Genomic DNA, 13,275 nt, shown 5'->3' with positions numbered 1-13,275 from the left:
AATATTGAACAACCTAGCACGACGCTACCGGTGGGGTCGGTTATTCCCAGCCTCGGTCACCCGCCCAGGTTGTGCACCATCCGCTCCAGGACTCTCACCGTGGCGAGGTACTCGTCATCGCCGATCCCGGTGGTGACCGACGCGCGGAGCCGGGTGACCTTCGCCGCGATCTCGGCCTTCGCCGTCGCGCCGTCCTCGGTGAGTTCGCGACCCGACACCCACCCCCGCGCGCGCAACCTCTCGACCGCTTCCGGCGTACCCGAGAACGGTGCGAGCAGGTCGACGGGATCGTCCGGCAGCGCGTTGAGCACCTGCCACTCCCGCCGCGACACGTCCCCGAGTTCCTGCTCGAACCGCTCCTCCAAGCGCCGGTCCAACTCCTTCACCCAGTACCCGATCGGCTTCACGGCCGCTCCTGTGTATGTAATCCGACAAGTACTTGTAAGATTACATGCATGGACCCCGTGGCAACGGTCGAACGCGCGATGGTCACCATCCGCCGCCTGCAAACCCGCCGAACGCTGGCGGGCGGGCACGACCCGACCGTCACCCTGGTGGTCGACGCGCTGGAGGAACTGGGACCGAGCACGGTCACCGAGATCGCGGCGGCACTCGCCGTCGACCAACCCCGCGCCAGCAGGCTCGTCGCCCACGCCGTCACCGAGGGGGCCGTCACCCGCGGCGCCGACCAGACCGACGGCCGTCGAGTCGTGCTGTCCCTCACCCCCGCGGGCCTCGCCCACGCCGAGGCCGTCCACGAGAAACGCCGCGCCGCCTTCGGTCAGGCCATGGAGTCCTGGTCCGCGGCAGACCGCGTCCGATTCGCCACCTTGCTCGACACGTTCGTCGACTCGTACCGCGCGGCGCGCGGTCGCTAGCCCTGGGCGAGGTCGGCGAAGCGGCTGTAGTGGAGTTGGTGGGCGACGACGACGGTGGCGGTGGGGCCTGCGCGGTGTTTGGCGAGGATGAGGTCGGCTTCCCCCGCGCGGGGGTCGTCGCGTTCCCAGGCGTCGGGGCGGTTGATGAGGATGACCATGTCGGCGTCCTGTTCCAGGGAGCCGGACTCGCGCAGGTCGGAGAGCATGGGGCGTTTGTCGGTGCGTTGCTCGGGGCCGCGGTTGAGCTGGCTGATGGCGATGACCGGGACCTCGATCTCCTTGGCCAGCAGCTTGAGCTGCCGGGAGAACTCGGAGACCTCCTGCTGGCGGGACTCGACGCGCTTGCCGGAGGTCATCAACTGCATGTAGTCGACGACGACGAGCTTCAGGTCGTGCCGCTGCTTGAGCCGCCGCGCCTTGGCGCGGATCTCCATCATGGTCATGTTCGGTGAGTCGTCGATGAACATGGGGGCCTCGCTGATCTCGCTCATCCGGCGGGCGAGGCGGGTCCAGTCGTCGTCGGTCATCCGGCCGCCGCGCATGTCGCCGAGGCGGATCTTGGCCTCGGCGGAGAGCATGCGCATGACGATCTCGGTGCGGCTCATCTCCAGGGAGAAGATGACGCTGCTCATGCCGTGCTTGATGGAGCAGGAGCGGGCGAAGTCGAGGCCCAGGGTGGACTTGCCGACGCCGGGGCGGGCCGCGACGATGATCATCTGGCCGGGGTGCAGGCCGTTGGTGATCTCGTCGAGGTCGGCGAAGCCGGTGGGGATGCCCTGGGAGATGCCGCCGCGGGAGGCGATGGCGTCGATCTCGTCCATGGTGGGCTGCAGCAGTTCCTCGAGCGCGATGTAGTCCTCGCTCGTGCTGCGCTCGGTGACCTCGTAGATGGACGCCTGCGCGCGGTCGACGATCTCGGTGACGTCGGCGCCCTCCGCGCCCTGGTAGCCCAGTTGCACGATGCGGGTGCCCGCCTCGACCAGCCTGCGCAGCGTCGCCTTCTCGGCGACGATCTCGGCGTAGTAGCCCGCGTTGGCGGCGGTGGGCACGAACGAGATGAGTGTGTGCAGGTAGTTGGCGCCGCCGACCTTGCGCAGTTCGCCGCGCCGTTCCAATTCGGCGGACACGGTGATCGGGTCGGCGGGCTCGCCGCGGCCGTACAGGTCGAGGATCGTGTCGTAGACGATCTGGTGGCCGGGCTTGTAGAAGTCGCCGGGGCGGAGCACCTCGACCACGTCGGCGATGGCGTCCTTGGACAGCATCATGCCGCCGAGCACGCTCTGTTCGGCGGGCAGGTCCTGCGGGGGCTTGCGGTCCATGCCGAAGTCGCCGGGTTCCGGCGGCACCGAGAGGTCGTTGGCGAGCGCCACTGACTGCCCCTCCTCTGCACTTCGAACGAACGTCGCACTTCGAACGAACGTCACTGCCGACAAGCCGCGAGCCCCGGGTCCGCCACGGGTGGGTGGGTCAGACGATAGGTGCTCGGTACGACATTCGGGTGGTGATCGACCCGCCGCGCCGATGTCGCCAGGCGACGCTAGGACCCCTGATCGGCGGCTTGCAAACCACGCTGGGGATGCACCTGTGGACAACCTGGGGATGAGCGCGAACCACTGGGCACAGCTACCCGGCGGGCTGTGGACAACCTGGGGACAGGTGTCCGTGCTGTGGAAAGAACCCCAGGTCAGGGCCTGTGGACAGGCTGTGGAGAAATTGCCCGGGACGTTGCCCGGCGTGTCGCGCTGTTGTCGCTTTTCGGCGTGTCGCGAGACCGGTCGCTCGCTCGGGTGCGGCTCAGCCTGTGGACAACTGAGCAGACGCAACCGCCCCACTCAGCGTGACCGAGCGGGGCGGTTGCGGGAGTCGAGCGGGTCTCAGCTCGTGGCGGCGACGTGCACCGTGAACGCGGCGGTGACGTCGGGGTGCAGGCGCACGCTGACCGAGTGCTTGCCCACCGTCTTGATGTGGCCGGACAGCTCGACGGCGCGCTTGTCGAGCACCGGGCCACCGGCGGCCTTGACCGCGGCGACGACGTCGGCGGTGGTGATCGAGCCGAACAGCTTGCCCGAGCCCGAGGCGGCCTTGGCCTTCAGCGGGACGGTGCCCAGCGCGGACAGCGCGGCCTTGACCTCCTTGGCGTGGTCGAGGTTGCGGATCCGGCTGGCCTCCTGCGCCCGGCGGATGACCTGGACCTGCTTCTCCGCGCCGCGGGTGGCCAGGATGGCGAAGCCGCGGGGCAGCAGATAGTTGCGGCCGTAGCCGTCCTTGACCTCGACGAGGTCACCGGGGCCGCCGAGTCCGCTGACATCGGTGGTGAGGATGAGCTTCATGATCGTCCCCTCCTGGTCAGCGGGCGGTCGAGGTGTACGGGAGCAGGGCGACCTCGCGGGCGTTCTTGACCGCGATGGCGACGTCGCGCTGGTGCTGGCTGCAGTTGCCGGTCACCCGACGCGCGCGGATCTTGCCGCGGTCGGAGATGTACTTGCGCAGCAGCGTGGTGTCCTTGTAGTCGATGTTCACCGGACGCTCTTTCTTCGCGTCCTTGCAGAACACGCAGACCTTCTTCTTCGGCTTGCGAATCGGTGGCTTGGCCACGGGGAAACTCCTGAGTGGTATGTCGAGAAAGCGTCTGGGGTTGGGTGCGCTGCTACCCGGTCAGAACGGCGGTTCGTCGTTGAAGCCGCCACCGCCGCCTGCGGGCGGTGCCGAACCCCACGGGTCGTCCGGCGGCGCGGACGGGCCGTTGTAGCCCCCGCCGCCGCTGCCGCCGCGACTTCCGCCGCCACCGCCGAAGCCGCCACCTTCGCCGCCGGTGCCCCGGCTGACCTTGTTGACCTTCGCGGTGGCGTACCGCAGGGACGGGCCGACCTCGTCGACCTCGAGCTCCATGACGGTGCGCTTCTCACCCTCGCGGGTTTCGAAGGACCGCTGCTTGAGCCGCCCGGTGACCAGCACGCGGGAGCCGCGGGTCAGCGACTCGGCGACGTTCTCCGCCGCCTGCCGCCAGATGTTGCAGCGCAGGAACAGCGCCTCGCCGTCCTTCCACTCGCCGCTCTGGCGGTCGAAGGTGCGCGGGGTGGACGCCACGGTGAAGCTGGCGACGGCGGCACCGGACGGGGTGAACCGCAGTTCCGGGTCAGCGGTCAGGTTGCCGACGACCGTGATGATCGTGTCCCCTGCCATGCTCAGGCCGTCTCGCGCCGCATGACCTTGGTCCGCAGAACGGACTCCTGCAGCGACAGTTGGCGGTCGAGCTCCTTGACCGCGGCGGGCTCGGCGTTGACGTCGAGCACCGCGTAGATGCCCTCGCTGTGCTTCTTGATCTCGAACGAGAGGCGGCGCTTGCCCCAGATGTCGACCTTCTCCACGTTCCCGCCCGAAGTGCGGATGACGTTGAGGAACGTGTCGAGCGACGGTGCGACGGTGCGCTCGTCGAGTGTGGGGTCGAGGATGACCATGACCTCGTAATGACGCATGAAGACCACTCACCTCCTGTGGGCTCGGCGGCCACGGACGTTCCGTGGCAGGAGGGTCTTGCCGCAGAAGGGTAACAGTCGGACTTTCCGGCCCCTGCGCGGGACCGCGAGTTCGGGTCAGGCCGGGGTCCGGCGCAGCACCCAGGTCCGCACGAGCGCCGCCGTCACGCCGGACAGCGCGAAGACCGCGAGCAGCACGGGGAGTTCGATGCCGCGACCGCCGGGCGAGTCCATCGCCTCCGCGTGCCCGGCCGCTTGGACCCCGTTGGCGTCGCCGCTGCCGAGGATGCCGAACTGCGGCGCGTACCCGGGCACCGATCCGCCGTACCGGACACCCGGCGACGGGGAGAACAGCCCGGCCTCGGCGTACGGGATGCCTGCGTAGTCGGTCATCGGGGAGCGGCCGAAGCTCAGGCCGGACCCGTAGAGCGGCAGGCCGCCCGGGGTGATCCCGCCGATCACGGACGTGTTCGGCCCGGTCGTGGGGTTGCCGGTCGTGCCGGGAGTGCCGCCGGGGGTCTGCGGGTTGCCGGGGGTCGTGCCCGGGTTGGTGCCCGGCTTGTTCGGGGTCCCCGGGATGAGGCCGGGGACCAGGTTCGGCAGCGCGGCGGTGCCCTGTTGGACCGCGCCCGCGACCGCCTTCGCGCCGTCCTGGACCGGCGCGGTCGCCGCGTTGACGACCTGGACGGTGATCGAGCAGCCCGCGGTCAACGTGCTCTGCACGCTGGAGACGACACCGTTGAGCACGGATCCGATGAGCGGGACCTTGCCGATCGCGTTCTTGATCTGCGGTACCGCCGCGGCGGCGATGGTTCCGCCCGGGATGGTCGAGTTCGCCGCGGGGATCGCGCCGAGCGGGATGTTGCCCATGGACGACACCGCGCCGCTGACCCCACCCGCGAGCGACGGCCCCAGGAGCGGCACGGCGTTGACGATGTCGAGCACCGGGCGCAGCACGGCGGCCGGGCTGAGTGAGATCGGGGTGCCCGGGGCGCCTTGGACCGTGGTCGCGCAGTCGCCGACCACGATCGGTTCGGCGGCCGCGGCCGTACCGCTGCCCGCCAGGAGTGCCGCGGTGGTCCCGCTGAGCACGAGCACCAGGGTGGCTACCCCGGTCTTGCCACGCCGTCGCATGAAGATCCTCCGGATACCGATGAGTAACTTCACTCGGAGACAACGACTGTAACCCGACATGGTGACGCTCACCGGGTGTCTTTGCCCGAAAGTGCTTCGCATTAGCCCGGTTGGAGCAGAACGCCCCGGTCCGCGCCCACCGGACCGACCACCGAGGGGTCCCACGGTCGGACTCGACGACTACCCTTTCCGGCCATGAGCATCGGTGCCCACGTCCGCGATGACGACCCGCTCGCCGCGGCCCGCGTACGCGGCGCCGAGGTGGTGCAGTTCTTCCTCGCCGACCCGCAGGACTGGAAGGCCCCCAAGCCGCACCCCAGGACCGACGAACTGCTGGCCACCGACCTCACCCTGTTCGTGCACTCGCCCTACGTGGTCAACCTGGCCTCGACCAACAACCGGATCCGGATCCCGTCCCGCAAGCTGATCACCCAGCACGCGGACGCCGCCGCCAAGGTCGGCGCCAAGGGGCTGGTCGTGCACGGCGGCCACGTCAACAAGGGCGAGGACCCCCAGGTCGGCCTGGACAACTGGCGCAAGTTCTTCGAGCGGCAACACGCCGACGGCGGCTTCGCGGTGCCGATCCTGATCGAGAACACCGCGGGCGGCGACAACGCCATGGCCCGCCGGTTCGACATGCTCGCCCGGCTCTGGGACACCGTCGCCGAGTTCGGCGCCGGGTTCTGCCTGGACACCTGCCACGCCTTCGCCGCCGGTGAGGACCTGGTCGGCATCGTCGACCGGGTCAAGGCGATCACCGGCCGGATCGACCTGGTGCACCTCAACAGCTCCCGCGACGAGTTCGACTCCGCCCGCGACCGGCACGACAACATCGCCACCGGCACCATCGACGCCGACCAGTTGGTCGCGGTCGTCGCGGGCGCGGGCGCCCCGGTCGTGGTCGAGACGCCGAGCGAGGGCCAAGCCGCCGACATCGCGTTCCTGCGCGAGGCCCTCGGGTGAGCACGGTGCCCGCGGGCGTGACCGCAGCCGCGTCCACCGGTGACCCCGAGCGGGGGCGACCGGTGCTGACCCGGCTCGGTCGGGGCGCGCTCGCGGTGCTGGTCCTGCTCTGCGGGATCACCCTGCTGATCGGGTTCGTGAACAAGAACCGGTGCACCGGCCCCGAGTTCGACCAGTGGGGCCGCAGCCAGCCCGATTTCGGCGAGCGCAAGTACGCCGAGGTCTGCTACTCGGACATCCAGTACCTGTGGATCGGCCGGGACATCGACCGGCACGTGTTCCCGTACGTGCACGGCGGGATCACCGAGGACGGCGAGCTGACCGGCGGCACGGTCGAGTACCCGGTGCTGACCGGCCTGCTGATCTGGGCGGGCGCGATCTTCGCGCACACCGACGCCGGGTTCCTGCTGTTCTCCGCGCTGCTGATGGCGCCGTTCGGGTTGGCCACCGCGTGGCTGCTCGGCCGGTTGTCCCGGTGGCGGGCGCTGATCTGGGCGCTGTCACCGCCGCTGGTGCTCTACGCGTTCCACAACTGGGAGCTCCCGGTCGTGGCGTGCGCGGTCGCCGCAGTCTACGTGGTGCACCGGGGTTGGGGCGCGCGCGGTGTCGACCGGCCGCTGGTGCACCGGGCCATGGTGAGCGCGGTGTTCCTCGGTCTCGGGTTCGCGTTCAAGCTCTACCCGGCGATCTTCGTGCTGCCACTCATGCTCTACGTGCTCACCGGCGGCCGCGGCGGTCGGGAACTGCCGGTGGGCAAGGTCCGCGACGTGGCGGGCATGGTCAAGGTGGCGCTGGCCGCGATCGGTACGGCGGTCCTGGTGAACCTGCCGTTCGCCATCGCCGGGTTCGACGGCTGGCTCGCGTCGTTCGTGTTCCAGGAGCAGCGCAAGGCCGACATCACCGCCAACTCGATCTGGTTCTGGGCGCTGCGCCCGGACTCCGATCCGTCGAACAAGGCGGTGCACGACTTCATCGGGGTCGCCTCCCCGGTGCTGGTGTTCACCGGGTTCGCCGTCGCCGCCGTGGTCGGCTGGGTCCGCTACCAGCGCGAGGGCAGCTACCCGTGGATCGCGGTGTCGGCGGCCATGCTGTGCGGGTTCCTGCTGTTCCACAAGGTGCACTCGCCGCAGTACACGCTGTGGCTGGTGCCGATGTTCGTGCTGCTCAACCTGCGCTGGGGTTGGATCACCGCGTACTTCATCGCCGACGCCGCCATGGGCATCGGGATCTTCCTCTGGTTCGCCAAGATCGCCGCCAAGCAGCCGTCCGGGATCTACGAGGGGTTCGCCGCGCAACTGGTGATGATCGGCGTGTGGGGTCGGGCCGCCCTGCTGGTCGGCCTGTTCATCGCGTTCCTCGGTTCGAAGGACACTGTGGACAGTCCACTCGCGCCTGCCCTACCGTCGCGGGCGTGACCTCCGGCTACTCCGGCACACCGCTCGCCGCGAAGCTCGGCGTCAAGGCCGACTCGCGGGTGCTGGTCACCGGCGTCCCGGACGGGGTCGAGCTCGGCTTCGACTTCCACCGGCGCGCGGGCCGCGACCCGTACGACGTGATCTTGCTGTTCTGCCCGTGGCTGACCGACCTCGAGCGCGGCTGGGCGCCCGCAGTTGCCCGGTTGACGGTCAACGGCGCGCTGTGGGTGGCGTGGCCGAAGAAGGCGTCGAAGGTCCCGACCGATCTGGACGACGGCGTGGTCCGGTCGTACGCCCTCAACCACGGCCTGGTCGACGTGAAGGTCTGCGCGGTCGACGCGGTGTGGTCCGGGCTGAAGATGGTTCGCCGGGTGCGTGATCGCTAGACCAGTTCGGGCTCCGGCTGGGCAGTTTTCGTGGTTGTCCGCCGCCTGCTGATCAGCGACTCGGCGGTGATGCTGAGCAACGCCAGCCACACCAGCCCGAACCCGACCCACCGCGCCGTGGTCATCTGCTCGTGGAAGATCAGCAGCCCGATGGCGAACTGGATGATCGGCACGAAGTACTGCAGCAACCCGAGCGTCGTCATCGGCACCTTCGTCGCGGCGGCGCCGAACAGCAGCAGCGGGATCGCCGTGACCACCCCGGTGCCGACCAGGAGGGCGGCGTGCCCCCACCCGTGATCGGCGAACGTGCTCGGCGCGAACATGAGGTACCCGAACGCGACCGGGGTGAGGATGGCCGTCTCCAGCGCCAGGCCCTCGGTCGACCCGACGTTCGCCTTCTTCTTCATCAACCCGTACGTGCCGAACGAGAACGCCAACGTCAACGCGATCCACGGCAACCGCCCGTAGTCGAACGTCAACTCCACCACCGCCGCGAACGCGACCGCCAACCCCAACCACTGCGCGGGCCGCAGCCGCTCCCCCATGAACAGCACCCCGAGCGCGATCGTCACCAGCGGGTTGATGAAGTAGCCGAGCGCGGTCTCGACGACCTGGTTGCTGTTGACCCCGTAGATGTACATCCCCCAGTTCGCCCCGATCGTCACCGCCCCCACCGCGATGAACCCGAACTGCGCCTTCGTGATCGCCCTGAGGTGCCGCCACCGCCTGCTCACCGCCACGATCACCGCGACCACCGCCAGTGACCAGCAAATCCGGTGCGCCAAGATCTCCACCGGCCCGGCGGGCGCCAGCAACGGCCAGTACAGGGGGAAGAACCCCCAGGTCACATAGGCCAGGAAGCCAAAGATGAAGCCCCGCCGACTCGCCACGTCCCCCTCCGATCATCCCATCACTCACCGCCCGAACCGCCAGTGTCTCATTCGGACAGCGGGGGTCGGCCACCAGATATTCCACCCCGCGGCACGCCGGCGGCATCTCGCGCACAGCCGGCACTTTCTTTCACCCGGGGATGCTGTCCAGCAGCCGAGCCCATCGGAACGACTGCCCTTCCACAGGCCGGATGAGTTCGTTGGGGAGAACGGTCACACCCCAGCGGGCCAACTTGGTCAGGCTCTCGCCGAACGCGGGATGTGCGGCCAGGGTGGCCTTCGCGTACGGGGCGACATACACCGGCAGGCGCAGGCCGATGGCCTCGTTGAGGACGCCGAGAGCGAGCGTGTCCGAAATACCCGCCGCCCACTTGTTGACCGTGTTGAACGTAGCCGGCGCCACGACAACCACGTCGGCCCTGGGCAACCCACCGACTACATCGGGACGCCGCGCCGCGCTCAACACCGGGTACCCGGTCTGCACGGCAAGGGCGTCGCCATCAACCCACCCGGCCGCAGTGGGCGTGGCGATGACACACACGTCCCAACCCCGAGCCTGCAGCAGAGCGACGAAAGTGCCCAGGTCACGCACCGGCGGCGCCGCACAACCAACCAGGTAGAGCACCCGCTCAGCCATGGATGACCCCAACACGCCGCGCCAAGGCCCGGAGACCCGGGGTCGCGCTGCGCTGTTCCCGCGACACCAGGGTGGCGATCAGTTGACGGGCGACCACATTCCGCGAGACCGACTGGGTCGCCACCCGCTCCGCTTCAAGCAGGTGCAAGACCGCCAGAGCGTCTGTGTTGGTGGAGGCCGCTGCCCGGCCGAGGTCGAGGTGGACCTGCGCGCGGCGGGAAACCAACCCGGTGGGCATCAGATCGGTGTCGATCGTGTCTCCCAGAGCGCGGACCCGGTCATGGGCACCTGACTCGACCGCGACGGACAGCTCGTGGATGACCACGTTGGTCGGCCCGAAACCGGTCCACAGGTGGTTCCCATCCGCCCCCAGCTCACCGGCGAGCTCGCGCGCTTCCGCCAGCGACGCCCGCGCCGCGCCGGGCTCGTCGAGCCGAGCGGACAACACAGCCGACAGCAACAGCAACGACCCGCGTGCGGACAGGTGTTGGGGCTCAACCGCCCGAGTCCGGGCAAGATCGTCACTCGCGTCGGCGGCAACGGCCCGGGCTTGGTCGACGTCACCGCTCCGGTGCAAAGCGGCGGCGACCTGGTACCGGGCGACACCGACCAACGCCGGGCTCCCACCCTCGCGAGCCGCCTGGTGGGCACGGTCGGCGGCTACCCAGGCGAGGTGCGTGTCCCCGAGTTTCGTCGCCAACTTGGCGGCGGCGATGTACCCGGCAGCTCGCTGACCCGCGCCGGCCTGTTGGCTGTTGAACCTCGGGATGAGGTTGGTCAGCACACGGGTGGCCCCGTCGTAGTCGGCGTGCTGGTACAGCTGGTGGGCGCGGTTGACCAGCTTGCCAAGATCCACCGGCGCCTGTTGAGGACCGCCGCCGAAGACGGCCGCCCGCAGCTCGGTCAGCTCTTGGGGAACATCGGGCACCTCGGCGTGCGCAGGTGAGATGACGTGTGGCCGCTCGCGGTCACCGAACCAGGTACTGGCCTCCGCTGCGGTGACCTTAAGCAGGGCCGCCATCTTGGCGCGCATCTCCGGGCGCGGGGAGAACTGGCCATGTTCCCACCGTTGCACCGTCAAGCGGGTCACGCCCAAAGCATCGGCGAATTTCTCCTGCGTATAGCCATGTGCCGCCCTGGCCTGAGCCAACCTGCTTCTACCTGCGGACATAGCGCCAGTGTGGCACATCGCGGCAATGTGGCCACGCTGATCGTGCAGGCTGCGGCGATTTCTATGATGCGCAAACGACACTTTAATGATGCCTTTTCCGCTTCGATCGGGGTGAATGGAATGCGGGCCCGCTGCTCGCCCTTTCGAGTGAGAATCGTGCTGATACCCCGCAGGTCGGCGACGTGAACGTGGCGGGTGTGATGCGGAACGAACCTGGACTGACTTAATCCCCGAAGGTTGGATTATTTGTATCCCCGCGGTGGACCGCGGGGTCCACCCGAACGGAAGGCATTCCCTTGCTCCGCAACCCCATGGTCGATGTCTACGCCACGATCGGCGCAGGCTGCGACATCACCTACAAGATCCACAACGTCGATGACGTGGAGTTCACCTTCGGCACGGAGCAGGACGGCTGCACCCTCACCATCGAGGGGACAGCACTTCGCTCCCTGATGAACACCGCCGAGCGGGCATTGGCCGACCTCGCGCGGGCTGAGCGGGAGTACGTCGCCAGCCGAGTGGGCTGATGTGCGGGTTTCGGTGGCGCGTGATTGTTCGCGCGCTACCGAAACCGTCGGAGGTCGGCGGAGTTCTATGCGGGGGCGGGTTCCTTGTCGTGGGTTTCCGCCGGGGGTGGGGTGGGGGATTTGGGGGTGAGGGTGATGACGATCTTGTCGGGGGCGTCTTCGAGGACGCCGCCCGCGGGGTCGTCGCCGGGGAAGCGGCGGACGCGGTCGAGGTGGGGGTGGTAGATCTCGTGGATGATGAGGACGCAGAGGCCGATGACGGCGAGGTCGCGGGCGACGACGGTGCCGAGGAACCACTCTTCGGGGAGGCCTTTGTTGTCCTCGCCGAGGTAGTACATCATCCGGGGGGCCCAGACGAGGGCGTCGACGGTCATCCAGGCGAGGAGGAGTTTCCAGCGCGGGATGGCGAGGGCGGCGAGTGGTACCAGCCACAGGCTGTACTGGGGGCTCCACACCTTGTTGGTCAGCAGGAACGCGGCGACCACCAGGAAGCACAGTTGGGCGACGCGGGGGCGGGTGCCCGCGTGCAGGCCGACGAAGGCGATGCCGAGGCAGCACGCCACGAACAGGGCGCCGCTGACCAGGTTGAGCCAGTGCGGGGACTCGCCGAACGGGACGATGCCGTCGAAGCCGTCCCAGCCGGTGAACTTCTGCAGGACGTTGTAGATGGAGTCGGGGTCGGCGCCGCGTTCGGCGTTGCGGCGGAAGAACTCCCACCAGCCCTGGCGGTACTGCTCGGGGATGATCAGCCAGATGTTGCTGATGCCCCAGGCGAACACGGCGAGGCCGGTGGTCTGCCACCAGGCGCGCACGCGGCCGGAGCGCAGGCACAGGATGAGCAGCGGGCCGAGCAGGAACGCGGGGTAGAGCTTGGCGGCGGCGCCGAGGCCGATGAGGATGCCCGCCCAGCCGGTGCGTTTGCGGGACCAGGCGAAGAGGGCGCCAGCGGCGAACGCGGTGGCGAGGGTGTCGAAGTTGGTGAACGCGTGCACCGCGACCAGTGGGGACAGGGCGATGAGCCCGGCGTCCCACGGTCGGTGTCTCGCTGTTCGGCCGGTGAACCAGATGGTGATGAGCCAGGCCACGGACAACCACAGCGCGCTGATCGTGAAGTAGACGACCACCGGTAGCGCTGTCGGCAGCCAGCCCTGTTTCTCGATCTCCAGGTACCCGTGGGTGAGCTTGGCGTTGACCCACTGGAACATGCCGGTGAGCACCGGGTACTCCATGTACCGCAACTGCTGGGTCGGCTTGCCCTCGTCGTCGTACCAGAACGTCTTGTACGGGAAGGTGTCCGGCTGGTCGAGCCGTTCCGCGGTGTAGAGCGGGATGATGTCGGAGTAGCACATGGCCACGTACGGCCTGCCGGAGCGCCAGTCCAGTTCGAGTTTGTCGCCGGAGTTGTACTGCTGCACGCAGGCGGCCTTGCTGAACCAGCCGAGGGCGAGGCCGACGACGGCGAGCAGCAGCGCGACCCGCAGCGGCGTCCAGAACCAGTGCCTGCCGATGGCGGCGTGCGCGCCGACCGGCCCGCCGAGCGGGGTGGCGGCGTAGCGGGCGAGCGACTCGGAGCGCGACGGCAGCACCCGGTCCTGCTCGGTGAGCACGGCTGTGTCGCTGACCTGGCCCGCTTCGGGCGCGCGGACGGCCCCGGTCGGGGACTCGGCCTCGTCGGGCCGCACCTGATCGCCTGGCACGCGGCGATGTTACGGCCTGCGGTGTGCGAACGGGGTAGGGCCGCGGGCAAACAACGGGCAGGGCCGGGGACTGGTGTCCCCGGCCCTGCCGGTCAGTTCGA

General features: G+C 69.0%; 16 protein-coding genes. 5 read left to right on the top strand and 11 right to left on the bottom strand.

The window, feature by feature from the left end; translation table 11 throughout:
• Window positions 1-56 precede the first annotated feature (56 nt).
• The gene (locus H504_RS0104240; RefSeq protein ID WP_026421763.1) at window positions 57-407 is read right to left on the bottom strand and encodes a helix-turn-helix domain-containing protein; all 351 of its coding nucleotides are present in this window, start codon (window positions 405-407) and stop codon (window positions 57-59) included.
• Window positions 408-455: 48 nt separating this feature from the next.
• Between H504_RS0104240 and H504_RS0104235 the strand changes: the two genes are divergently transcribed.
• Window positions 456-878, top strand: a complete 423-nt coding sequence (locus tag H504_RS0104235) for a MarR family winged helix-turn-helix transcriptional regulator (protein WP_026421762.1) — start codon at window positions 456-458, stop codon at window positions 876-878.
• Here H504_RS0104235 and dnaB read toward each other — a convergent pair.
• From dnaB to H504_RS0104205, 6 genes are all read right to left on the bottom strand, one after another.
• Window positions 875-2,197: a replicative DNA helicase gene (dnaB, locus tag H504_RS0104230; protein ID WP_425394036.1), complete on the bottom strand. Its 1,323-nt coding sequence runs from the start codon at window positions 2,195-2,197 to the stop codon at window positions 875-877. The genes H504_RS0104235 and dnaB overlap by 4 nt on opposite strands.
• Window positions 2,198-2,752: 555 nt before the next feature.
• Complete coding sequence (gene rplI / locus H504_RS0104225; RefSeq protein ID WP_026421760.1) at window positions 2,753-3,211, bottom strand: 50S ribosomal protein L9; 459 nt, start codon at window positions 3,209-3,211, stop codon at window positions 2,753-2,755.
• A gap of 13 nt (window positions 3,212-3,224) precedes the next feature.
• Window positions 3,225-3,473: a 30S ribosomal protein S18 gene (rpsR, locus tag H504_RS0104220; RefSeq protein WP_026421759.1), complete on the bottom strand. Its 249-nt coding sequence runs from the start codon at window positions 3,471-3,473 to the stop codon at window positions 3,225-3,227.
• A 60-nt stretch (window positions 3,474-3,533) separates the two neighbouring features.
• The gene (locus tag H504_RS0104215; RefSeq protein WP_026421758.1) at window positions 3,534-4,061 is read right to left on the bottom strand and encodes a single-stranded DNA-binding protein; all 528 of its coding nucleotides are present in this window, start codon (window positions 4,059-4,061) and stop codon (window positions 3,534-3,536) included.
• Window positions 4,062-4,063: 2 nt separating this feature from the next.
• On the bottom strand, window positions 4,064-4,354 hold the full coding sequence (rpsF, locus tag H504_RS0104210; protein WP_026421757.1) for a 30S ribosomal protein S6: 291 nt from the start codon (window positions 4,352-4,354) through the stop codon (window positions 4,064-4,066).
• Between the two features lie 117 nt (window positions 4,355-4,471).
• A complete protein-coding gene (locus H504_RS0104205) occupies window positions 4,472-5,488 on the bottom strand; it encodes a hypothetical protein (RefSeq protein ID WP_026421756.1) in 1,017 nt (338 codons plus the stop codon).
• A 195-nt stretch (window positions 5,489-5,683) separates the two neighbouring features.
• Between H504_RS0104205 and H504_RS0104200 the strand changes: the two genes are divergently transcribed.
• Genes H504_RS0104200 through H504_RS0104190 form a run of 3 tightly spaced genes read left to right on the top strand, consistent with a single transcriptional unit; the run spans window position 5,684 to window position 8,252 of the window.
• On the top strand, window positions 5,684-6,451 hold the full coding sequence (locus H504_RS0104200) for a deoxyribonuclease IV (RefSeq protein ID WP_026421755.1): 768 nt from the start codon (window positions 5,684-5,686) through the stop codon (window positions 6,449-6,451).
• On the top strand, window positions 6,448-7,866 hold the full coding sequence (locus H504_RS0104195) for a glycosyltransferase 87 family protein (RefSeq protein ID WP_084467368.1): 1,419 nt from the start codon (window positions 6,448-6,450) through the stop codon (window positions 7,864-7,866). The genes H504_RS0104200 and H504_RS0104195 overlap by 4 nt, the downstream gene beginning before the upstream one ends.
• Window positions 7,863-8,252 carry a hypothetical protein gene (locus H504_RS0104190; RefSeq protein ID WP_026421753.1) on the top strand — a complete coding sequence of 130 codons (390 nt, stop codon included), beginning with the start codon at window positions 7,863-7,865 and terminating at the stop codon, window positions 8,250-8,252. The genes H504_RS0104195 and H504_RS0104190 overlap by 4 nt, the downstream gene beginning before the upstream one ends.
• Here the strand turns inward: H504_RS0104190 and rarD are convergent.
• The 3 genes from rarD to H504_RS33210 form a co-directional block, all read right to left on the bottom strand.
• Window positions 8,249-9,142 carry an EamA family transporter RarD gene (gene rarD, locus H504_RS0104185; RefSeq protein ID WP_026421752.1) on the bottom strand — a complete coding sequence of 298 codons (894 nt, stop codon included), beginning with the start codon at window positions 9,140-9,142 and terminating at the stop codon, window positions 8,249-8,251. The genes H504_RS0104190 and rarD overlap by 4 nt on opposite strands.
• A gap of 130 nt (window positions 9,143-9,272) precedes the next feature.
• The gene (locus tag H504_RS33215; protein ID WP_035303273.1) at window positions 9,273-9,779 is read right to left on the bottom strand and encodes a flavoprotein; all 507 of its coding nucleotides are present in this window, start codon (window positions 9,777-9,779) and stop codon (window positions 9,273-9,275) included.
• Entirely contained in the window at window positions 9,772-11,031 is a 1,260-nt protein-coding gene (locus H504_RS33210) for a helix-turn-helix transcriptional regulator (protein WP_157440196.1), read from the bottom strand. The genes H504_RS33215 and H504_RS33210 overlap by 8 nt, the downstream gene beginning before the upstream one ends.
• Window positions 11,032-11,246: 215 nt before the next feature.
• On the opposite strand from H504_RS33210, the gene H504_RS0104170 reads away from it, so the two are divergent.
• Window positions 11,247-11,477, top strand: a complete 231-nt coding sequence (locus H504_RS0104170) for a hypothetical protein (protein WP_026421751.1) — start codon at window positions 11,247-11,249, stop codon at window positions 11,475-11,477.
• Window positions 11,478-11,542: 65 nt separating this feature from the next.
• Here H504_RS0104170 and H504_RS33205 read toward each other — a convergent pair whose 3' ends face one another.
• The gene (locus H504_RS33205) at window positions 11,543-13,174 is read right to left on the bottom strand and encodes a glycosyltransferase family 87 protein (RefSeq protein ID WP_425394032.1); all 1,632 of its coding nucleotides are present in this window, start codon (window positions 13,172-13,174) and stop codon (window positions 11,543-11,545) included.
• Between the last annotated feature and the right edge of the window lie 101 nt (window positions 13,175-13,275).

This window comes from Actinokineospora inagensis DSM 44258, from assembly GCF_000482865.1.
Taxonomy (GTDB): domain Bacteria; phylum Actinomycetota; class Actinomycetes; order Mycobacteriales; family Pseudonocardiaceae; genus Actinokineospora; species Actinokineospora inagensis.
Note: the sequence above shows the minus strand (reverse complement) of the source record. Positions and strands in the feature narration are given on the sequence as shown.

Excerpts from the sequence above, each read along its gene's own strand:
- dnaB (WP_425394036.1), bottom strand. The coding sequence starts at position 2,197 with ATGGACCGCAAGCCCCCGCAGGACCTGCCCGCCGAACAGAGCGTGCTC.
- H504_RS0104235 (WP_026421762.1), top strand. The coding sequence starts at position 456 with ATGGACCCCGTGGCAACGGTCGAACGCGCGATGGTCACCATCCGCCGC.
- H504_RS0104200 (WP_026421755.1), top strand. The coding sequence starts at position 5,684 with ATGAGCATCGGTGCCCACGTCCGCGATGACGACCCGCTCGCCGCGGCC.
- H504_RS33215 (WP_035303273.1), bottom strand. The coding sequence starts at position 9,779 with ATGGCTGAGCGGGTGCTCTACCTGGTTGGTTGTGCGGCGCCGCCGGTG.
- H504_RS0104205 (WP_026421756.1), bottom strand. The coding sequence starts at position 5,488 with ATGCGACGGCGTGGCAAGACCGGGGTAGCCACCCTGGTGCTCGTGCTC.
- rpsF (WP_026421757.1), bottom strand. The coding sequence starts at position 4,354 with ATGCGTCATTACGAGGTCATGGTCATCCTCGACCCCACACTCGACGAG.
- H504_RS0104215 (WP_026421758.1), bottom strand. The coding sequence starts at position 4,061 with ATGGCAGGGGACACGATCATCACGGTCGTCGGCAACCTGACCGCTGAC.